Origin of the sequence: Microbacterium lacus, from assembly GCF_039531105.1 — a bacterium.
Taxonomy (GTDB): Bacteria; Actinomycetota; Actinomycetes; order Actinomycetales; family Microbacteriaceae; genus Microbacterium; species Microbacterium lacus.
This window is the reverse complement of the sequence record NZ_BAAAPK010000001.1, coordinates 430,961-452,309: the sequence shown is the minus strand read 5'-3', so window position 1 is coordinate 452,309 and position 21,349 is coordinate 430,961. Positions and strand designations below refer to the sequence as shown.

18 protein-coding genes are annotated in these 21,349 nt (G+C 70.9%); 9 read left to right on the top strand and 9 right to left on the bottom strand.

What is annotated here, in order from left to right:
* Positions 1 to 39 precede the first annotated feature (39 nt).
* From ABD197_RS02195 to ABD197_RS02165, 7 genes are all read right to left on the bottom strand, one after another.
* Positions 40 to 1,335, bottom strand: coding sequence for an allantoate amidohydrolase (locus ABD197_RS02195; protein ID WP_344051144.1), 1,296 nt, complete (start codon positions 1,333 to 1,335; stop codon positions 40 to 42).
* A gap of 5 nt (positions 1,336 to 1,340) precedes the next feature.
* Positions 1,341 to 2,573: a pyridoxal-phosphate-dependent aminotransferase family protein gene (locus tag ABD197_RS02190; protein ID WP_344051142.1), complete on the bottom strand. Its 1,233-nt coding sequence runs from the start codon at positions 2,571 to 2,573 to the stop codon at positions 1,341 to 1,343.
* A 56-nt stretch (positions 2,574 to 2,629) separates the two neighbouring features.
* Positions 2,630 to 4,210, bottom strand: coding sequence for an AtzH-like domain-containing protein (locus ABD197_RS02185; protein ID WP_344051140.1), 1,581 nt, complete (start codon positions 4,208 to 4,210; stop codon positions 2,630 to 2,632).
* Positions 4,203 to 5,312, bottom strand: a complete 1,110-nt coding sequence (locus ABD197_RS02180; RefSeq protein ID WP_344051138.1) for an acetamidase/formamidase family protein — start codon at positions 5,310 to 5,312, stop codon at positions 4,203 to 4,205. Before ABD197_RS02180 ends, ABD197_RS02185 begins: the two co-directional genes overlap by 8 nt.
* Positions 5,313 to 5,329: 17 nt before the next feature.
* The gene (allB, locus tag ABD197_RS02175; protein WP_344051136.1) at positions 5,330 to 6,703 is read right to left on the bottom strand and encodes an allantoinase AllB; all 1,374 of its coding nucleotides are present in this window, start codon (positions 6,701 to 6,703) and stop codon (positions 5,330 to 5,332) included.
* 76 nt (positions 6,704 to 6,779) lie between these two features.
* Positions 6,780 to 7,493 carry an aspartate/glutamate racemase family protein gene (locus tag ABD197_RS02170; RefSeq protein WP_344051135.1) on the bottom strand — a complete coding sequence of 238 codons (714 nt, stop codon included), beginning with the start codon at positions 7,491 to 7,493 and terminating at the stop codon, positions 6,780 to 6,782.
* Positions 7,490 to 9,148 carry an NCS1 family nucleobase:cation symporter-1 gene (locus tag ABD197_RS02165; RefSeq protein WP_344051133.1) on the bottom strand — a complete coding sequence of 553 codons (1,659 nt, stop codon included), beginning with the start codon at positions 9,146 to 9,148 and terminating at the stop codon, positions 7,490 to 7,492. Before ABD197_RS02165 ends, ABD197_RS02170 begins: the two co-directional genes overlap by 4 nt.
* A 202-nt stretch (positions 9,149 to 9,350) precedes the next feature.
* Here ABD197_RS02165 and ABD197_RS02160 point away from each other — a divergent pair, with 202 nt between their 5' ends.
* From ABD197_RS02160 to ABD197_RS02140, 5 genes are all read left to right on the top strand, one after another.
* Entirely contained in the window at positions 9,351 to 9,980 is a 630-nt protein-coding gene (locus ABD197_RS02160; RefSeq protein ID WP_344051131.1) for a helix-turn-helix domain-containing protein, read from the top strand.
* Between the two features lie 47 nt (positions 9,981 to 10,027).
* Positions 10,028 to 10,549: a 2-oxo-4-hydroxy-4-carboxy-5-ureidoimidazoline decarboxylase gene (gene uraD / locus ABD197_RS02155; RefSeq protein WP_344051129.1), complete on the top strand. Its 522-nt coding sequence runs from the start codon at positions 10,028 to 10,030 to the stop codon at positions 10,547 to 10,549.
* On the top strand, positions 10,546 to 10,869 hold the full coding sequence (gene uraH / locus ABD197_RS02150) for a hydroxyisourate hydrolase (RefSeq protein ID WP_344051127.1): 324 nt from the start codon (positions 10,546 to 10,548) through the stop codon (positions 10,867 to 10,869). Before uraD ends, uraH begins: the two co-directional genes overlap by 4 nt.
* A gap of 2 nt (positions 10,870 to 10,871) precedes the next feature.
* Complete coding sequence (gene pucL / locus ABD197_RS02145) at positions 10,872 to 11,783, top strand: factor-independent urate hydroxylase (RefSeq protein ID WP_344051125.1); 912 nt, start codon at positions 10,872 to 10,874, stop codon at positions 11,781 to 11,783.
* 135 nt (positions 11,784 to 11,918) lie between these two features.
* Positions 11,919 to 13,322 carry an amidohydrolase family protein gene (locus tag ABD197_RS02140; RefSeq protein WP_344051123.1) on the top strand — a complete coding sequence of 468 codons (1,404 nt, stop codon included), beginning with the start codon at positions 11,919 to 11,921 and terminating at the stop codon, positions 13,320 to 13,322.
* A gap of 186 nt (positions 13,323 to 13,508) precedes the next feature.
* Here ABD197_RS02140 and ABD197_RS02135 read toward each other — a convergent pair whose 3' ends face one another.
* Positions 13,509 to 14,030, bottom strand: coding sequence for an adenine phosphoribosyltransferase (locus ABD197_RS02135; protein WP_344051121.1), 522 nt, complete (start codon positions 14,028 to 14,030; stop codon positions 13,509 to 13,511).
* Between the two features lie 53 nt (positions 14,031 to 14,083).
* On the opposite strand from ABD197_RS02135, the gene ABD197_RS02130 reads away from it, so the two are divergent.
* The 3 genes from ABD197_RS02130 to ABD197_RS02120 are packed head-to-tail and all read left to right on the top strand — an operon-like array spanning position 14,084 to position 18,060.
* Complete coding sequence (locus ABD197_RS02130) at positions 14,084 to 15,772, top strand: glycoside hydrolase family 13 protein (protein WP_344051119.1); 1,689 nt, start codon at positions 14,084 to 14,086, stop codon at positions 15,770 to 15,772.
* A gap of 22 nt (positions 15,773 to 15,794) precedes the next feature.
* A complete protein-coding gene (locus tag ABD197_RS02125; protein WP_344051116.1) occupies positions 15,795 to 16,814 on the top strand; it encodes a LacI family DNA-binding transcriptional regulator in 1,020 nt (339 codons plus the stop codon).
* 31 nt (positions 16,815 to 16,845) lie between these two features.
* Positions 16,846 to 18,060, top strand: coding sequence for an amidohydrolase (locus ABD197_RS02120; RefSeq protein ID WP_344051114.1), 1,215 nt, complete (start codon positions 16,846 to 16,848; stop codon positions 18,058 to 18,060).
* Here ABD197_RS02120 and ABD197_RS02115 read toward each other — a convergent pair.
* Positions 18,057 to 19,157, bottom strand: coding sequence for a VanZ family protein (locus ABD197_RS02115; protein ID WP_344051112.1), 1,101 nt, complete (start codon positions 19,155 to 19,157; stop codon positions 18,057 to 18,059). The two genes, ABD197_RS02120 and ABD197_RS02115, sit on opposite strands and share 4 nt — an antisense overlap.
* 95 nt (positions 19,158 to 19,252) lie before the next feature.
* On the opposite strand from ABD197_RS02115, the gene ABD197_RS02110 reads away from it, so the two are divergent.
* Entirely contained in the window at positions 19,253 to 21,343 is a 2,091-nt protein-coding gene (locus tag ABD197_RS02110) for an APC family permease (protein WP_344051110.1), read from the top strand.
* The last annotated feature ends 6 nt before the right edge of the window (positions 21,344 to 21,349 follow it).

Sequence of the window (21,349 nt, the reverse complement as noted above, 5' to 3'; positions counted from 1 at the left end):
CCGGCATCCGCTCCACCGGCCGCGTCGTCTGCCGTGGGGTCAGCGGGGCTCGGATGAGAGGTGCAGCACCGATTCGGCGAGGGCGCGGATGCCGAGCGCGACGTCCCCGGCGCTGACCGACTCCTCGGGATGATGGCTGATGCCGTCCGGGTTGCGAAGGAACAGCATCCCCACGTCGGTGATCGCGCCGATCGCCATCGCGTCGTGCCCGGCACGGCTGAAGATCGTCGCAGGCTCGTCGGCGCCGTCGGGGAGGGTCGCGAGGATCCCCTCGCGCACGACGTCGCGCAGGAGCGGCGCGCACATGACGGCGGGCGCGTTGTGGATCTCGCGGGCGTGCCACCGCAAGCCACGGCGCCCCGAGATCGCGTCGAGCTCGCCGCTGATCGCGCGCCACACCTCGTCGCGGGACGCGTCGAACTCACCCCGCAGATCCAGGCTCAGGTGCGCCTCGCCGGGCACGATGTTCACCGCGCCGGGGAAGGCCTCGAGCTGGCCGACCGTCCCGATGATGTGGTGCTCGCCGCGGCAGATGCGCTCGATCGCGAGCGCGACCTCGCTCGCTCCGAGAAGCGCATCGCGGCGCATGTCGTACGGCGTGCCCCCGGCGTGCCGCGCCTCGCCCTCGATCACGAGCTGGAACCGGCGGGCACTCGCGATCGACGACACGACCGCGAGCGACTCCCCGCGGCGATCCAGCTCCGGTCCCTGCTCGATATGCGCTTCGAGGTAGCCGACGAGCTCGTCCGAGCGTCGGGCGGCTTCACCGATGCGACCGGGATCGAGGCCGAACTCGCGGAACGCCTCGCGGAGGGTCGTGCCGTCGGCATCCGTCAGCGCCCACCAGGCCTCGTCCCACGTGCCGGCCGCCGCCGACGAACCGAGCAGGGCCTTGCCGAATCGGGTGCCCTCCTCGTCCGAGAAGGCGATCACCTCGATCGCGGCCGCCCCGGGGGCCAGCCAGCCGTCGCCGTTCGGCACACGCAGCAGCCGAACGACCTCCAGCGCCATGAGGACCCCGACGATCCCGTCGAACGCGCCGGCATCGGGCACGGTGTCCAGGTGCGACCCGAGCAGGATCGCCGGGGCGCCGGGGTCGGATGCCGCAAGCCGCGCGGTCTGGTTGCCCGCGGCATCCTGTCTCGTCGTCATGCCCACTTCGCGCATCCACTCCGCCGCGAGGCGGTTGACGCGCGCATGCTCGGGCGACAGGTACACGCGCTCGATCGCTCCCGGCGTCGCTGAGACGCGCGCGAGCTCGCCGCAGCGCGCCATCACGCGGCGCGCGGCGGCCGCGACGGCGTCCGGCGAGAGCTCGGGAAGACGGGTGCGCATCGCGGTCAGCGACCCGCCGACGCGTATATGCCCTGCGCGGCATCCACCCCGCCGTTCGCGGCGACCGGCGCGCAGAACCGGCGCAGCACCGTCTCGAGAGCGGCGAGCGTCTGCAGCACGGCGTCGGTCCGGGCGTTGTACCCCATCGTTCCGATGCGCCAGACGCGTCCGTGCAGCGGACCGAACGACGTGCCGATCTCGATGCCGAAGTCCGTCAGCATCGCGGTGCGGGCGGCGTCCCCCGGTACCCCCTCGGGGATCTCGACGGCGACGACGTTCGTCATCTTGTGCGCGAGGTCGCCGAAGACGGTGAGCCCGAGGCCCTGCACGCCGGCGAGCATGGCAGCGCCGTGCAGGCGGTGGCGCGCGATCACCTCGTCACGGCCTTCGAGCAGCAGCAGGCGGGCGCACTCGCGCGCGCCGTACAGCATCGACGTCGCCTCGGTGTGGTGGTTCAGGCGGCGGGGACCCCAGTAGTCCAGGATCATGCCGAGGTCGAAGTAGTTCGAGCGGATGAAGTCCGCCGCATCCTCGTCGCCCTCCTCGCGAATGCCGGCCTCGATCTTCTTGCGCGATCGGATGAGCTCCACCGCACGTTCGGACAGCGTGATCGGCGCCGAGCCCGACGGGCCGCCGAGGCACTTCTGCAGTCCTGCGGTGGCGGCATCCAGTCCCCACGCGTCGGCCTCGAACGGGTTGCCGCCGAGGGAGGCCGTGGCGTCGGAGTAGAAGAGGACACCGTGCTTCGCGCACAGCGCGCCGACCTCGTCGAGCGGCTGGAGCATCGTGGTCGACGTGTCGCCCTGGACCAGACCGAGCAACTGAGGCTTGACGGCCAGGATCGCCTGTTCGATCGCGGAGACGGGGAAGACCTGCCCCCACGGCACCTCGATCGTGTGCACCTCGGCCATCGCGCGCTCGGCGATCTCGGCGAGGAGGTGACCGAAGCGGCCGAAAACCGGGACGAGCACGCGGTCGCCGGGACGGATGAGCGAGATCATCGCGGCCTCGATGCCGGCGCGCGAGGTGCCGTCGATCAGGACAGTGGCGTCGTTCGAGGTGCCCCAGACCCGCCGGTAGAGCTCTTGCGTCTCGGTCATCGTCGCCGTCATGAACGGGTCGTACTGCCCGACGAGCGCGGCGGACATCGCGGTGAGCACGGACGGATAGGCCGAGATCGGCCCGGGTCCCATGAGCAGGCGCGCGGGCGGGGCGATGGGTCCGGGGATCTCGTTCATGCGGCTTCCTGAGTTCGGGGGTTCGCGGTGGGGGGCAGGGAGACGGCTCGGCGGGGTCATGCGCGCACCGCCTGGGCGAGGCGCCGCGCCAGGCGCACGAGGGCGACATCGGTGCCCGAGCGCGAGGTCACGCAGACCCCCACCGGACCGCCGGGCACGCGCAGCAGCGGTGCCGACAGCGACGGGAGGCCTGCGACCGCGGCGGGCGTGGTCATCCGCAGGGTCGCGGTGCGCACGGCGTCGATGCGGTCGCCTGCGGCGGTCCGCAGCGGGGCCGGGCCGGGAACGGTCGGCATGAGCAGCACGGCGTCCGCGACGGCCGACTGCATCCGCGCGGCGAGCGGCTCGAGGGCGCGGCGGGCGTCCGCCTCCTCGGCCGCGGTGACGGCGGATGCCGCGCGGAAGCGCTCGGCGACGGCGGGGCCGAGCGCGCCCGGATTCGCTGTGACCCACTCGCCGTTGTTGCGCCACGCCTCCGCGCCCTGCACCGTGCGGAACGGGACGAGGTACTCGTCGAGATCGCCGATCGAGACGCTGTCGACGGGGGCGGCATCCGTCACCGCGAGCCGGTCGAGCAGGGCCTCGAACGCCCCGCGGGTCTCGGGCGCGGCCGCGTCGAGCACTTCGACGGGAACGACGAACCGCCATGGAAGGTCGTCGTCGGACTCGCCGTACACGTTCTCGGTCGAGGCGGACGAGTCGTAGCTCAGGCACCAGTCCGCGACCCGCTGCAGGGTCTCTCCGTCGCGCGTGAGCCAGCCGATCGTGTCGAAGGACTGCGCGAGCGGCAGGAGACCCTGGCGGGGCACGAGCCCGTGGCTCGTGCGCAGGCCCCAGAGCCCCTGGTACGACGCCGGCACGCGCACCGATCCCGCGGTGTCGGTCGCGAGGCCGATCTCGGCCTGACCGGTGGCGACGGCGGATGCCGGACCGCTCGAGGATCCGCCCGGCAGCGCCCCCGGCACCGCGCCGTTGGGCGGGGTGCCGTAGTGCGCGTTGTCGCCGGCGATGCTGTAGGCGAACTCGTCCGTGCGCGCGATGCCCCGCAGGGATGCGCCGGCGCGGAGGAGATCGGTGACGGCGGCGGCGGTCGAGGTCTCGGGGCGGGCGTCCTCGAGGAACGCCGGATTGCCGGCGCCGATGCGATAGCCGCTGATCGCGAACAGGTCCTTCACCGCGACCGTGAGACCGGCGAGCGGCCCCTCCCACGCGCCTTGGAAGAGCGGATCGCCGACCGTCCGCCACACCGACCGGTCGAACGCCTGCGCGCGCGGGGTCACGTGGGCGGCGGTGATGAGCCACCGGCCGTCGCGGCGCTCCCACACCTGGGTCTGCAGGCCCGTGCCGCCGCCGGTGAAGCGCGAGACGGAGACCACAAGCGCGGCATCCGCGCTGAACGGGCGGTACTCGATGCGCTCGATCACCCGCGCGGGCACGCCGCCGCGGGTGCCGCGGAACGCGCTGATCGCGTCGTGTCCGATCAGGAGGCCCGCGGCATCCCCCCGCATGGTGTCGGGTCCGGGCGCGAAGGCGGCGTCGAGCGCGTCGAGGTCGTTCGCCATGATGGCGCTCTCGTACGCCGTGAAGGCCGCGAGCAGGTCGGCGGGCACGGCCTCGGCACCGATCGGCTCACCCATGGCCGCGTCCCCGCGTCCGGTCGACCTCCGCGAAGTCCGCTTCGCGGATCCGCGCGTGCACACCGCACACGATGTCGACCACCTGCGAGATGTCGAAGTCCGTCGCGGCGCTCAGGTACGCGTAGGCGAGGTGCTCCTGCACGCCCCACCGGGCTTCGATCAGGGTCAGCGCGGAGCGCACGCACGCCCGCATCGCCTCGTTCAGGTCGGGGTGCAGGCCCGTCGGCACGAGGTACTCCGTGGTGCGCACGAGGGGTCCGCGAAGCTCGCCGAACTCGGCGAGCGCTTCGGCGCGGGGGATCACATCGAAGCGCAGGGTTGCCCGCAGCGACGCCTCGAGCGCGGTGAGAGCGACCTCGCCGTCGCCCTGCGCGAAGTGCGGGTCGCCGACGTAGGCGAGCGCCCCGGTGACCTGCACCGGCAGGTACAGCGCCGTGCCCTCCACGAGCAGGTTGATGTCGATGTTGCCGCCGTGCGACCCCGGGGGCACGGAGTGCGGACGCTCCGCGCCGCTCACGGCGACTCCCATCGTCCCGAGGAACGGCGCGAGCGGGAACGACACCGCCCGCGGTCCGTCGTCGACGATCGGCAGCAGGCCGACGAGCGCCCCGTCGCGCTCCTCCACGGGCGTGAACACGCTCACGTGATAGTCCCCGCGGGGCAGCTCCCCCACGAGCGCGCCCTTGCCGTGGCGGTTCGAGATCACGCCGTACGGCACGCGCGGCGACAGCTTCTCGACCGTGATCCGCAGCACGTCCCCCGGCTCGGCGCCCTCGACGAGGATCGGCCCGGTCACGACGTGCGGCCCGTCCGTGGCGGGATCGCGCGAGAGCTTCGCGGCGATCGCGATCGCGTCCTCGAGCACGGCGTCCGCGGCCACGCCCTGACCCGTGAAGTACCCGAGCGGGTCTTTGCCGTGATCTTCGAGGATGCCCTCGTGACTCACGGTGTCGATCGTGACGCTCTCGCCCGATCGGATGCCGAGCACGGCGGCATCCGTCTCGCACGGCAGCCGCCCCCACAGCACCGTCTCGGGCGTCGCGCGCAGGTAGTGATCGCCCGGGATCTCGCCGACACCCGGCTGCAGGATCTGGATCGGCATGCCCCCATCCAACTGCATCATCCGGCCGTGCGAGACAGGAGCCGGCCGCGCGGCGTCCCGCGGAAGCGCGGCGCCTCGCCGGCGCCGCCCTCGGTCACGTTGAACACGGACTTGCCGTGCAGCCAGGTGCGCCGCACGCGGCCGTGAAGCACGCGGTTCTCGTACGCCGTGATCGGGTTCTTGTGCAGGAGCTGCGCTGCCTGTATCGGGTAGGCGTCGTCGAGACCGAACACCGTCAGGTGGGCGGGTGCCCCTGGTGTGATCACTCCGGCGGACAGCCCCGCGACGGCGGCCGGACCGGTCGTGAACAGGGGCAGGATCGCTTCGAGCGGGATGCCGCGCCCCCGCGCCTCGGTCCACACCGCCGACAGCCCCACCTGGAGCCCCGCGATCCCGCCCCACGCGAGACCGAAGTCACCGCCGCCGGAGCGCTTGAGGTCGACGGTGGAGGGCGAGTGATCGCTCACGATCGCATCGATCGTGCCGTCCACGACGCCGTCCCACAGCAGGTCGCGGTTCGCGGAGCCGCGGATCGGCGGGCAGCACTTGAATTCGCTCGCTCCGTCCGGGATCTCCTCCGCGACGATCGTCAGGTAATGCGGGCACGTCTCGACCGTGAGGGCCACACCGTCCGCCTTGGCCGCACGGATCGCCGGCAGCGATCCGGCATCGCTCAGGTGGAGGATGTGCGCCCGGGCGCCGGTGCGCCGCGCGGCGGCGATCACCGCGTCGATCGCGGAGGCCTCGCTCGCCGCCGGCCGTGACGCGAGGAACGCGTCGTAATCGCGGCCGAGGGCGCCGTCGGCGGCCAGGAGGTCGGGGTCCTCCGCGTGCACGATGAGCCGCGACCCGATCGCGGCGACCTCCTCCATCGCGGCATCCAGCTGCGCCCGGTCCAGGTGCGGGAACTCATCGACCCCGGACGGCGAGAGGAAGCACTTGAACCCGTACACGCCCGCGTCGTGCAGGGGGCCGAGCGAACCCAGGTTGCCGGGGACCGCGCCGCCCCAGAAGCCCACGTCGATGTACGCCGACGGTTCGGCGGCCGCGCGCTTGATCGCGAGCGCGTCCGGGGTCGTCGTGGGCGGCAGGGAGTTCAGCGGCATGTCGACGATCGTCGTGACCCCGCCCGCCGCGGCGGCCAAGGTCGCCGAGCGGAAGCCCTCCCACTCGGTGCGGCCCGGTTCGTTCACGTGCACGTGCGAGTCGACGAGGCCGGGGAGGAGAACCGCGTCATCGGGGACGAGCACCGCCTTCGCGCCGGAGGCCTTCGTGCGCACGTCGGCGACATCGACGATGCGTCGCCGTTGGACCACGACCGCCGCGGGGACGAACGCCCCGTCGACCAACGCGCGCTGCGCCCGGAAGACCGTGGTCCCGCTGTCGCTCATCGAATGCCTCTCGTCGATCGGATGCTGCTGCCCAGCCTCCCCCATGCGTGTTTCGCCGCGGTGAAATCGGCCGGACTCACACCCCGACGGTTTCGCGCGGCGGCGGCGCGTACTCGTCGCGCTTGCTCGTGCCGACGCGCATGCGTGCCATCCCCGAAGCGAGACCGACCGCCGCGGCCACGCCGTCCACGACCGGGACCCCGACCCGGTCCGCGAGGCGGTCGCACAGGTCGGCCATGCCGGCGCAGCCGAGCACGACGACATCCGCACCGTCCTCCCGCACGACACGCTCGCACCACCCGGCGAGCGCGTCGAAGGCGGGGCCGCTCACGTCCTCCAGATCCAGGACCGGGATGCCGCTCCCGTACGCCGCGACGCAGGTTCGGTCGAAGCCGTACCGGTGCAGCAGATCCTGCGCCCGGCCGAGGGTGCGGGAGAGCGTCGTGACGATCCCGAACGAGCGCCCCGAGATCGCCGCGACGTGCATCGCGGCCTCCGCGATGCCGATCACCGGCACGTCCACGAGTTCGCGCGCGGCATCCAGCCCCGGGTCCCCGAAGCACGCGATCACATACGCGTCGCTGCCGCCCTCGAGCTGATCGCGGCGGATGAGCTCGATCACCGCGACAGCGGCGAACGCCTCATCGAGGTGGCTCTCGATCGCGGCGGGACCGTCGAGCGGGCACACCGCAGCGATCTCCACATCCGGCCCCGCCACCTCCCGGGCGGCAGCCGCGATCTTCGCGGTCATCGCCCGGGAGGTGTTCGGGTTGAGCAGGGTGATCTTCACGCTTTCGCGTCCGTCACGACGGGGACCTCCGCCGAGATCGCCGGCGGCTCGGCGTCCGAGGTCGCCGCCGCGCCGTCGATCGTGCCGTCCGAGATGCCGTCGGTCTCGCCGGCGAAGGAGGGGACGCGCGGGTCGAGCTTCTCGAACAGCACGAACAGCCCGTAGCCCAGCCCGCAGCCGATGAACCAGGTGAAGTTGCCGATCCACGAGATGTCGAACCCGCCCAGGTCGGCGATCATCTTCGGCAGGATCGCGATCGCGATCGTCGGGATGCCCGCCCACAGCAGCGCCTTGATGCCGTTCGGGTTGTAGCCCTTGCGGTACCAGTACGCCCCCTTGTCCGACATGGTGAACATCTCGTCCGTCTTGATGCGCTGGCGGGCGGCGATGTAGTAGCCGGCGATTAGGATGCCGAACAGGGGACCGATGAGGGCGGCGAGCACGCCGAGCGAATAGTGGATCGCCGTCGGGTTGGAGTACCAGTTCCACGGCAGGAGGAAGACGGACCCGACCGCGGCGATCATGCCGCCCATGCGCCAGGAGATCTTGTTGGGCGCGACGTTGGAGAAGTCGAACGCGGGCGAGATGAAGTTCGCGACGATGTTGATGCCGACCGTGGCGGTGACGAACGTCAGTCCGCCGAGGAGGATCGCGAACGGGGTGTCGATGCGCTCGACCGTGTGGATCGGGTCGGTGATGAGCTCACCGAACACCGGGATCGTGGCGGATGCCGTGATGACCGTCAGCAGCGAGAAGAAGAGGAAGTTGACGGGCAGGCCCCAGAAGTTGCCCTTCTTCACGGCGCTGAAGCTGCGGCCGTAGCGGGCGAAGTCGCCGAAGTTGAGCATCGGACCGGAGAAGTAGGAGACCACGATGCCGATCGCCATGAACATGAGCCCGATCGAGCCCCAGAATCCGACGTCGGGCAGGTTCGGGTCGGACAGGTCGAAGTCGATGTTCTCCCACCCGGCCTGCGAGACGAGGTAGACCGCGAGGATGATCATCACGACGTAGACCGCGGGACCCGCCCAGTCGATGAAGCGGCGGATGACCTCCATACCGTTCCAGAACAGGGCGACCTGGGCCACCCAGAGGATGCCGTACGAGATCCAGCCGAGGGCGGACAGCCCCAGGAAGCTGTACTCCAGCAGCTGGGCGCTCGCGGGGATGAACTTCAGGAAGATGATGTTGAGCGACTGCGCGGCGAGGAACGTCTGCACGCCGTACCAGGCGATCGCGATGATGCCGCGGATGATCGCGGGGATGTTCGCGCCCTTGATGCCGAAGATCGCGCGGTTCACGACCGGGTAGGGCACGCCGGTCTTCTGGCTCGGCTTGGCGACCAGATTCGTGAAGACCTGGACGATGATGATGCCGACCAGGAGCGCGACGAGCACCTGCCACGCGGCGATGCCGAGGGCGAACAGCGAACCGGCGGTCACGTATCCGCCGACGGAGTGCACGTCCGACATCCAGAACGCGAAGATGTTGTACCAGGACCACTTCTGCTTGCGCAGCGGCGCGAGGTCCTCGTTCGCGAGGCGGACGTCGTATTCGGGCTTCATGTTGCCCGAGCCGACCGGGTGCCCGGCGGCTTCGATGATGTCTTGCGGCTTGGTCAGCGGTGCGCCCGGAGGCGCGGCGATCTCGGTCATGGGGGTGGAACCTTCCAGGTGAGGAGCGGATGCCCGGAACGGGCGGAGCGAGCTGCGACGTGGAGTCCGCGGCCTGGTGGTACGTAGATGTGAAGTTATTGCTTCACATCGCTCCGGAGGTTTCCCCGCTGTAACAGCCGTGTGAAGTTAGGACTTCACACGGAGTGCACGAGTCCGGACGGGCGCCGGTTAGGATGCCGTCATGTCGGATGCCGTCCTCACCCCCACCGGCGAGGGCGCGGCATCCGTCGATTCGCCGCCCGACGTGGGCGCGCGCCTCCGCGACCTGCGCGAGCAGCAGGGGATGTCGGCCCGCTCCCTCGCGAAGAAGCTCGGGATCTCGCCGAGCGCGGTGTCGCAGATCGAGCGGGGGGTGCTCCAGCCGAGCGTGTCGCGGCTCATCGCGATCACCGATGCCCTCGGCATCCCGCTCGCCTCGGTGTTCGACGCGCGCTCCGACGTCGTCGCCGATGTGGAGGCGACCGCCGGGGGTTTCGCGCTGCAGCGCGCTCAGCACGCATCGAGCGTCGTGCTGGAGAGCGGCGTGACGTTCCGACGCCTCTCGCCGGGTCGGACCCCGGGCGTGGACTACTTCGAGTCGATTTACCCGCCCGGCGCGAGCGCGCACGGCGAGGACGACCTCTTCCGCCACGACGGCTACGAGGTCGGCACGATGATCTCGGGCGAGCTCACGATCGACTTCGACGAGGAGCGGGTGATCCTGCGGCCGGGCGACGCGATCAGCTTCCCGTGCTCGCGCCCGCACCGCATCCACAACACCGGCGGCACGGACGCCGTCGCGCAGTGGCTCATCGTGCACGCCGAGCGCTGATCCACGGTCGTAATCACGGCGAAACGCGCGCGGGCTAGCGTGGCTGCATGCTGCTCGACGAGTTCAACCGCGCGGATCCGGATGCCGCGGCATCCGTCGTGCGCGTCTGGGCGGCCGTACCGCACTGGGTCGACGCGGTCGTGGCCGCCCGCCCGTACCGGTCCGTCGACGCGCTGACCGCGTACGCCGCCGACCTCGCGGACGAGTGGACGGTGACCGATCTGGACACCGCCCTCGCCGCGCATCCGCGCATCGGCCAGCGCCCGGTCGGGCCGGGCGCCGAGGCCGCGGCATCCCGTCGCGAGCAGGCGTCGATGGCGGATGCCGCCGCCTCCGTCGCGGACGCGATCGCCGCCGGCAACACCGCGTACGAGCAGCGCTTCGGGCGGGTCTTCCTGATCCGCGCGGCCGGGCGGACGCCCGAGCAGCTCCTCGCGGAGCTGCGCCGGAGGCTCCAGGGAGACGAGGCGTCGGAGGCCGCCGAAGCACTCGGGCAGCTCGCCGAGATCGCGCTGCTGCGGCTGCGCTCCTCCGTGACCGACGACCTGAGCGAGAGGATCGTCCCATGACTCATCTCACGACGCACGTGCTGGATGCCGCCACCGGGCAGCCCGCCGTGGGCATCGAGGTCGAGCTCGCCGACCCGCGCGGCCTTCCGGTGGGCGCCGGGGTCACCGACGCCGACGGCCGCGCGGCGATCGGCCCCGACGCGCTGACCCCCGGCGACTACACGCTCGCGTTCCGTACCGGCGCCTACTTCGCGGCGCGCGACGTGGAGACCTTCTATCCGCTCGTGACCGTGACCTTCACCGTCGACGCCTCAGGCCGCCACCTGCACGTCCCGCTGCTGCTGAGTCCGTTCGCGTATTCGACGTATCGAGGGAGCTGAGCATGGTGTCGGTGAGCCTGGGGGCCAACAAGTACGGCAAGGCCGAGAACCGGATCGTGCGGATCTACCGCGACACCCCGCGGCACGAGATCGTGGACCTGAACGTCACGTCCCAACTGCGCGGTGCCGCTCTCGTGGACTCCTACCTGACCGGCGACAACGCACTCGTCGTCGCGACCGACACGCAGAAGAACACCGCGTTCGCGTTCGCAAAGCAGCACGGCGTGACCTCGCCCGAGGAATACCTGCTCGCCCTCGCCGACCACTTCGTGAGCGGGTTCGAGTGGATCGAGGGCGGGCTCTGGCAGGCCGAGCAGTACGAGTGGGAGCGGATCATCGTGGACGGCCGGCCGCACGACCACTCGTTCGTGCGGCGCGGGCAGGCCACCCGGCTCGCGGCCGTGCAGGTCGTGGACGGGGCGACGCACGTGACGGGCGGCGTGAAAGACCTGACTGTGCTGAAGTCCACGGGAAGCGAGTTCGCCGGCTTCCCCCGCGACAGGTACACGACCCTCGTCGAGACCGATGACCGCATCATGGCGACGTCGGTCACGGGCCGCTGGCGCTTCCTGCCCGAAGCGGTGGACGCGGGGATCGACTACAACACGTTGTACGCCGACGTGTCCGCTGTACTGCTGTCGACGTTCGCGACCGTGCACTCGCTCGCGTTGCAGCAGACGCTGTTCGCGATGGGGAAGGCGGTGATCGAGGCGCGGCCCGAGATCGCCGAGGTGCGGTTCGCGATGCCGAACAAGCACCACTTCCTGTGCGATTTCACGCCGTTCGGGCTGGAGAACCCGGGCGAGGTGTTCTACGCCGCCGACCGCCCGTATGGTCTGATCGAGGGCACGATCACGCGCGACGGCGCGGCATCCGCCCCCGACGCCTGGCGGGATCTGCCCGCTTTCGTCTGACCCGCGCTCGCTCGCTGCCTCCCCCTTTACCGTGAGACGACTTCTGCACGTCGAGACTGTGGGTGAAACCCATCGTCTCGACCTGCAGAAGTCGTCTCAGCGAAATGGGAGCGGAAAGAACTGAGGAGAAGAATCGTGACCGTCTATCGAGGACACGTGGTGCACATCGCCGGGGCGCCGCAGCTGCCGGACGCGGACGCCGCACTCGTGTCCGAGCGCGACGGCGCCCTCGCGGTCGACGCCGAGGGGCGCATCGCCTACAGCGGTCCGTGGAGCGGGATGCCGGCATCCCTCGCCGCCGACGAGGTCGTGCACACCGACGCCTATCTCCTGCCCGGGTTCGTGGACACCCACGTGCACTACCCGCAGACGTTCACGACCGACGCCTACGGCGGCGGAGAGCTGCTGGAATGGCTCGAGCACTGCGTGTTCCCCGCGGAGTCCCGGCTCGCCGACCCGGCCTTCGCCGACGTCGTCGCGCGTGAGTTCGTGCGGCGGCGGGTTTCAGCCGGCACGACCGCGGCCCTCGTCTTCGGCTCCGCGTTCCCCGAGGCGCAGGACGCGATGTTCTCGAGGACACTGGATGCCGGCCTGCGGGTCGTGAGCGGGCGCGGCATCCAGACGGTGGGTCCGGACAGCGCCGCGGCGCTCCTCACGAGCGAGGATGCCGCGATCGGACTCGCGGCCGACGAGATCCAGCGCTGGCACGGAGCGGATGCCGCGGGGCCGGCATCCGACCCGCGTCGAGCCCTCGCCCAGGTCGCCCTCGTCCCCCGGTTCAGCCTGTCGGTCACCCGCGAGACGCTCGGACGCCTCGGAGACCTGTACGCGGACGTGCGCGGGCGAGGGGTCTACTTCCACTCGCACCTGAACGAGAACGACCGGCCGGGCGACGGCGAGATCGCGGCGGTGCGGGCGCTGTACGACGTGGACGCGTACCTCGACACGTACGACGGCCGGTGCCTGCCCGGCTCCGCCGCCAGCGGGGAGAGCCTGCTCGGGCGACGCTCGATCCTTGCGCACGCCGTGCACGGCACCGACCGCGAACTGCACCGGCTCGCCGAGACGGGCTCGTCGATCGCGCACTGCCCGACCTCCCAGCTCTTCCTCGGCAGCGGCACGATGCCGTGGCGGCGGACCGCGGCCTCCGGCGTCACGATCGCGATGGGCACTGACGTCGGCGCCGGGGACGAATGGCTCATCCCGCGTGTGCTGAACGATGCGTACAAGGTGCACATGAGCGAGGAGGGTGAGGCTGCCGTCGCCCTCGGCCCCGCACAGCTGCTGTTCCTCGGAACCCTCGCCGGGGCCCGCGCGCTCGATCAGGAGGACGCGTTCGGCAACCTCGACGCGGGCAAGGACGCGGACTTCGTGATCATCGACCCCGCGGCGCAGCCGGGCTTCGCGGTCTCGCTCGAGGCCGCGGGCGCGGGCGGCATCCGTTCAGAGCTGTTCACGCTGCTCATGGGCATGCGCGAGCAGGCGATCACCGGCGTCTTCGTGCGCGGGCGGCGCGTGGCCGCACCCGATCCCGCCTGACCGAGGTCCCCACCCCGCCTGACCGAGGTCCCCACCCCGCCTGGCCCGACCGAGATCAGGAGTTTCGGCGGACACAGGTGACTCTGCGGCCCGATCATCTTGTTGCCACCGAAACTCCTGTTCCGGCTCGGCCGGTCCGGTGCGGTGCCCGCGGCGATCCAGCAGGTGTTCTGAGCCGTCGACGCGTCAGGCGGTGAAGACCGTGTGCACGTCGTGCACGAGCGCGCGGCCGCCGAGCGCTTCGAGCTCCATGAGCACCGCGGTGCCCACCACGACGACGCCGAGCTCGGCGAACAGCTCGTGCGCGGCGGCCAGGGTGCCGCCGGTGGCGAGCACGTCGTCCACGAGCAGCACGCGCGTACCGGGCGCGAGGTCGTCGTGCACCTCGATCGTCGCGCGGGCGTACTCCAGGGCGTACGAAACGGATGCCGCAGGCCTCGGCAGCTTGCCCGCCTTGCGCACCGGAACCATGCCCACGCCCGCGACCGTCGCCGCAGCCCCCGCCAGCAGGAAGCCGCGCGCCTCGACACCGGCGACGACATCGAAGCCGCCGTCGAAGGGCTCGATCAGCGCGTCGATCACGGCGCGCAGCGCCCCCGCGTCGGCCAGGAGCGGCGTGATGTCGCGGAAGAGCACGCCGGGCTCGGGGTAGTCCGGCACGGTGCGGATGAGCGATTCGGCGTGGGCGAGGGCATCGGCGGAAGGCACCCGCCCACCCTAGCCGCGTGGGGTTATGCAAGCGCTTCCACTATTCTGGAGCGATGTCCTCCCCCCACATCGCCGAGCACCCGTTCGCCCTGACCTCCCGACCGGGAGCCGAGTGGTGGCGTTCCGCCGTGATCTACCAGATCTATCCGCGGTCCTTCGCCGACAGCACCGGTGACGGCATCGGCGACCTGCCCGGCGTCACCGCCCACCTGGACGATCTCGTCCAGCTCGGCGTGGACGCCGTGTGGCTCAGCCCGTTCCAGCGCTCTCCGCAGAAGGACGCCGGCTACGACGTCGCCGACTACTGCGACGTCGACCCGCTGTTCGGCACACTGTCTGACTTCGACACCATGCTCCACGCGGCGCACGAGCGCGGCATCCGCATCATCGTCGACCTCGTCCCGAACCACTCGTCCGACCAGCACGAGTGGTTCCAGCAGGCCCTCGCCGCCGCGCCCGGCAGCGCCGAGCGCGCCCGCTACATGTTCCGCGACGGAACGGGCGAGAGCGGCGAGCTGCCCCCGAACAACTGGGAGTCGGTGTTCGGCGGACCCGCGTGGACGCGCGTGACGGAAGCCGACGGGACGCCGGGCCAGTGGTACCTGCACCTGTTCGACACGTCCCAGCCCGACTTCGACTGGTCCAACGAAGAGGTGCGCGAGGAGTTCCGCCGCATCCTCCGCTTCTGGCTCGACCGCGGAGTCGACGGGTTCCGCGTCGACGTCGCCCACGGCCTGATCAAGAAGCCCGGACTGCCCGACTACGTGCCGCCGGCGGACGCCGACTCGATGGGCGGCGGCGAGCGCGATGTGCCGTACTGGGGGCAGCCGGCCGTGCACGACGTGTACCGCGACTGGCACGTGCTGCTGGAGGAGTACGCGGGCGACCGTGCGCTCTGCGCCGAAGCGTGGCGCCCGACCGCGGACGAGACCGCGCTGTGGGTGCGTCCGGACGAGATGCACCAGGCGTTCAACTTCCCCTACCTCGAGACGGCGTGGGATGCCGAGGCCCTGCGCCCCGTGATCGCCGAGTCGCTGCGCGCGTACTCCGCCGTCGGTGCCCCGACCACGTGGGTGCTCTCCAACCACGACGTCGTCCGCCACGCGTCGCGCCTCGCGCTGACCGCGGAGAACCCGCAGGGTCACGGCATCGGACCCCGCTCACCGGGCAAGCCGATCGCGGACGTCGGGCTGCGCCGCGCGCGTGCCGCCTCCAGCGTCATGCTCGCGCTGCCCGGTTCGGCCTACATCTTCCAGGGCGAGGAGCTCGGCCTTCCTGAGGCCGTCGACCTCCCCGACGCCGCACGTCAGGACCCGACGTGGTTCCGCACCGCCGGCGAACGGTACGGGCGAGACGGATGCCGCGTCCCGGTGCCGTGGAACTCGCAGGCTCCGGCGTACGGGTTCAGCCCGACCGGCGAGTCATGGCTGCCGCAGCCGGCGTCGTGGGGTGTTCTCGCGCGCGACCTGCAGGTGGACGACCCGTCCTCGACACTGTCCCTGTACCGGGCGCTGCTTGCGGCGCGTCGCGAGCACCGGCTCGGCGCCGGCACCCTCGAGTGGGTCGACGGGTACCCCGCGCACGTCCTGGCCTTCCGCAACGGCGACGTGACGGTGATCGCGAACACCGGTTCCGAGGCGATCGGGCTGCCGCGCGGTACCGTGATCGCGGCGAGCGGGGAGCTCACCGACGGCGCACTGCCGGCCGACACGGCGATCTGGCTCGTCTCGGCCGAGAGCTGAGCGGCCGGGAGAGGGGGACGACGTGGTCAGCATCGATGAGGTCGCGCGCACGGCGGGCGTCTCGACGGCCACCGTCTCCCGCGCCCTGAGCGGCCGCGGTCACGTCTCGGTCGCGACGCGCGCCCGCGTCGAGAGCGCGGCGAAGTCGCTCGGCTACGTCGTGTCCTCGTCCGCATCGAGCCTGGCCTCCGGGCGGACCCGCAACATCGGGGTGCTCGTGCCGTTCCTGGACCGGTGGTTCTTCAGCACGGTCCTCAGCGGCACGGCCTCCGCGCTCATGCGCCGCGGCTACGACATCACGCTGTACAACCTGACCGCCGACCGCGAGCAGCGGCGGGACGTGTTCGAGACGTTCCTGCGCCGGCAGCGGGTGGACGGCGTGATCGCGATCTCGATCGAGCTCGGCGACGAGGAGACCGAGCGCCTGCGCGAGCTCGACCTGCCCGTCATCGCGATCGGCGGTCCGAATCCGCGGCTGACGACCCTCACGGTCGACGACGTCGCGGTCGCGCGGCTGGCCACCGAGCACCTGATCGGGCTCGGCCATCGCGAGATCGCGCACATCGGCGCGAGCCCGGAGTTCGACATCGACTTCCACATCCCCACCCATCGTCGACTCGGGTTCGAGCAGGCGCTGCGGGATGCCGGCATCCCGCCCCGCCCCTCGCTGTACGAGCCCGCCGACTTCACGATCGAGGGCGGATTCCGCGCCGCCAAGCAGCTGCTCGGCCGACCGGGCGAGCACCCCACCGCGATCTTCGCGGCGTCCGACGAGATGGCGATCGGTGCGCTGCTCGCCGCCCGTGAACTCGGGTATCGCGTCCCCGAGGACCTCTCCGTCGTCGGGATCGACGGCCACGAGCTCGGCGAGTTCTTCCGCCTCACCACGGTCGACCAGTTCCCGCACGGGCAGGGCGAGCGCGCCGCCGACGCGATCCTCGACGAACTCGAGGCCGCCGCGGCCGGGAGCCCGACCGAGGAGCCGCGGCACTTGCCGTACGAGCTCATCGTCAGAGGCACGACGGCTCGATTGGACCGCTGAGCCGGAAGGGCGCGCGGCTAGGCTCGACGCCATGACCATCGACCTCGAAGCGCTCTACATCGATCTGCACCGGCATCCCGAGCTGTCCTTCCAGGAGACCCGCACCGCGGGTGTCGTGACTGCGCACCTGGATCGACTGGGCATCGAGTACGAAGAGGGCATCGGCAAGACGGGCATCGCGGCGGTCATCCGCAACGGCGACGGACCGGTCGTCTGGCTGCGGGCCGACATGGACGCACTGCCGGTCAAGGAGCTCACCGGGCTCGAGTACGCCAGTACCGCGCGCGGCACCGACCCGGCCGGCAACGACGTGCCGGTCATGCACGCGTGCGGTCACGACCTGCACGTGACGTCCCTGATCGGTGCCCTCGAGCGACTGGTCGCCACCACGGACGAGTGGTCCGGCACGATCGTCGCGGTCTTCCAGCCCGCCGAGGAGTACGGCGCCGGATCGCAGGCCATGATCGCCGACGGTGTGCTCGACCGCTTCCCGCGACCGGACATCGTCCTCGGGCAGCACGTCACACCGCTCCCCGCCGGAACGATCGGGGTGCGTCCGGGCACGCAGATGGCGGCATCCGACGGCCTGACCGTCACCCTGCTGGGTCGCGGCGGCCACGGCTCGCGCCCGCACTCCACGATCGACCCGGTCGTGATGGCTGCCGCCACCGTGATGCGGCTGCAGACGATCGTTTCGCGCGAGGTGGACCCCCGCGACGTCGCGGTCGTCACGGTCGGCTCGATCCACGCGGGACTGAAGAACAACATCATCCCGGCCGAGGCGAAGCTCGAGCTGAGCCTGCGCTACCCCGACGATGAGGCCCGCGCACGGGTGCTGGAGAAGGTGGAGCGCGTCGTCCGCGCCGAAGCGCAGGCCTCGGGCGCCGAGGAGGAGCCGGTGATCGCTGTCGACCACTCCCTGCCCCCGACGATCAACGACGTCCACGCGACCGCTCGGCTCACGCTCGCGTTCGACAACGCGTTCGGCGAGGGCACGGTGATCGACCCCGGCATGTTCACCGGCAGCGAAGACGTGTCGTGGTTCGCCCGCGAAGCCGGCGTCCCGCTCGTCTTCTGGTTCTGGGGCGGGGTGGACCCGCAGACCTTCGCCGCCGCGAAGGCGGGCGGCACGATCGACCGCGACATCCCGACGAACCACTCGCCGTTCTTCGCTCCGGTGATCCACCCCACGCTCGAGCGCGGCGTGGACGCCCTCGTCGTCGCCGCCCGCGAGTTCCTCGGCTAGGGGCGGCGGGACCCGCTCTCGGGCGCGGCCGGCACCGCCGTCGTGCCGGGATCTCGCGCGTCTTCGACGCGCATCCCGCTCAGGATGCCGGGCATCCCGCGTCCGCGTGCGGTGGCGAACACGAGCACGAGGCTCGTCAGCGCGAACGCCGACGCGAGCAGTGCCCACGGGCCGGGCAGGGCGCCCAGGAGCAGCCAGCCGCCGACCCCGCCCGCCCATCGGAGGACGCGCGCGACCGGAGTCGGGACACGCCCGCCGCGATAGCGCAGCTGGACGGCCAGGTCCCCGACCGAACGTCCGGTCGCCAGGATCAGGACGAGCCACGCGAGCACCGGGATCGCGGTGGCGAGCGTGTCCGCGAGCGTGCCGTCCTGCACGGCTTCCTGGTCGCCGACCACGAACTGCAGCCAGAGCTGCGTCGACGTGCCCACGAGCACGACGGCGACGGCCGCCGCGAGCCCGTCGCACAGCATCCCGATCAGACGTCGTCCCCGCGTGACAGGCCGCGGCTCGTCGGCGTCCTCGGAGCGGGCCATACCCCGGTGCCGCGCGGGCACGACGAGCGACAGGATCGATCCCACGACGGCGCCGAGCGTGTTCGTGAGCATGTCGTCCACGTCGAACACGCGGTAGGCGCACGGATACACGCCCCAGACGCCGGTGACCTGCGTCGTCTCGATGAACGCGGACAGGGCGAAGCCGACCAGGAGCGCGGTGAACACCCCGCGCCCACCGAGGACGCGCAGGAAGAAGCCGAGCGGGACGAACAGCAGGACGTTCAAGAGCAGCTGGAGCACGAGCGGATCGAGCCACGGATTCTCCGAGCGCCCCACCGCGGTCTGCACCTCGTCGACGAACGCCGTGATGTCGAGGTTCGTGCCGACGCACCGCACCGCATCCGGATCGGGCAGCGGAAGGAGCGTGTACGTCCAGATCGCGAGGAAGTAGATCAGCGCCGCCGCCCACAGCAGCGACCGGCCGAGAGTGAGGCCGCCGCGACGGCGGTAGCTGATCGCGACGAAGGGCACGAAGAGGATGACACCGACGACCGCGCCGAGCACGATCGCGAGCAGTCCGGAGGTGATCTGGTCCGACACCGGCCCAGTTTAGGGATCGCGGGACCGTAAAGATTTCGTCAGGATGGGTCCTCCGGTCCGTCCTCACGACTTCCTGACGAGTAACATCGCACGCCGTGACCACTGACAGTCGCGAGCCCGGCGCCGAATCGCCGATCGCCAAACGCCTGCTCCTGGGCGACCCGCTCACGTCGGAGAAACTCGACGAGCAGCTGCTGCCCAAGAAGATGGCGTTGCCGATCTTCGCCTCCGACGCGCTGAGCTCGGTCGCGTACGCCCCGCAGGAACTGCTGATGATCCTGCTGATCGGCGGTACGGCGTTCCTCGCCTTCAGTCCCTGGGTGGCGACGGCGGTCGTGATCCTCCTGATCGTGGTCGTGGCCAGCTACCGGCAGCTGATCAAGGCGTACCCCTCGGGCGGTGGAGACTACGAAGTCGCGTCGAAGAACCTCGGCGAGGTACCCGGCGTCGTCGTGGCGTCGGCGCTGCTCGTGGACTACGTCCTCACCGTGGCCGTCTCGGTCTCCTCGGGCGTGGACAACATCATCTCCGCGGTCCCCGAACTGAATCCGCTCCGCGTCGAGCTCGCGATCGGCTTCGTGATCCTGATCGTGATCGTGAACCTGCGGGGCGTCCGCGAGGCGTCGCTGGTCTTCGCGATCCCCACATACATCTTCATCGGCTCCGTCATCGTGATGGTCCTCGTGGGCCTCACCCGCACTGCGCTCGGCGACGCGCCGGTCGCCTCGAGCGCGCAGTACGGCGTCGAACCGGAGAGCCTCACGCAGGTGGCGGTCATCCTGCTCGTCCTGCGCGCGTTCTCCAGCGGCTGCTCGGCGCTGACCGGCGTGGAGGCCGTCTCGAACGGCGTCCCGGCGTTCCGCCGCCCGAAGGTCCGCAACGCGCAGACGACGCTGACACTCATGGGCGGCATCGCGATCCTGATGTTCGCGGGTCTGACGGTGCTCGCTCTCGTCGCGAACGTGCACTACGCCGAGAACCCGTGCCACCTCATCGGGTTCGACTGCGAGAACACCCCGCAGCCGAGCCTGATGGCCCAGGTGTCCGCGGCGACGTTCGGGATGGGGTCGATCCCGTTCTACATCGTGCAGGCGGCGACCGCCTGCGTTCTGCTCCTCGCGGCCAACACCGCCTTCAACGGCTTCCCGCTGCTCGGCTCGGTGCTGGCCCGCGACGGATACGCCCCGAAGGCGCTGAACACCCGTGGTGACCGGCTCGTGTTCTCCAACGGCATGATCATCCTCGGCATCGCCGCTATCGGCGTGCTCGTGGTCTACCAGGCCGATCTGACGACCCTCATCCAGCTCTACATCATCGGCGTCTTCGTGTCGTTCTCCCTCGGACAGGTCGGGATGGTCCGACACTGGCGGCGGACGCTGCGCGAGCTTCACGTCGCGCCGCCGGACGACGAGGACGGCACGCGGACGGCGGAGGAACGCCGCTCGGCCCGCACGGGCCTCGTGATCAATTCCGTGGGCGCGGCGATGACGGTGTCGGTCCTGGTGATCGTCACCGTGACGAAGTTCACGCACGGCGCATGGCTCGTCTTCATCGCCATCCCGATCCTCGCGACTCTCATGATCGGCGTGCACCGCTACTACCGCGACGTCGAGGCCGAGATCGAACCGGACGATCAGACCCGCTTCGGAGCGGAGGGCGACGTGGCGATCGTGCTCGTCGGCAAACTCCAGAAGCCGGTGATCAAGGCACTCGACTACGCTCTGGCCGCTCGTCACGAGCACACTCTCGCGGTGCACATCGCCGTCAGCCAGGCCGAGTCCGACCTCCTGCAGAAGCAGTGGGCCGAGCACGACATCCCGGTCCAACTGGTCATCGTCGAATCGCCCTACCGCACGTTCGCGAGCCCGGTCGCACAGTTCATCAAGCAATGGCGCGAGAAGCACGGCTCCTCCGTCGTGACCGTCTACCTGCCGCAGTACATCGTCGGTCACTGGTGGGAGTCGTTCCTGCACAACCGGCGCGCCCGGCGCATCGCGAACCAGCTCATGCTCGTGCACGGGGTCTCGATCACGCTCGTGCCCTGGCTGCTGGATTCGTCCGAGCTCATCTACGGGCGCCGCTCGCGACCGCTGCCCGGCCAGGAGCGCGCTGGCTTGCCGTCAGCACAGCCCGCGCATCACCAGCGGGCGACGCGACCGGCCGGGCCCCCCGACGTCGCCTCCTGACGGATC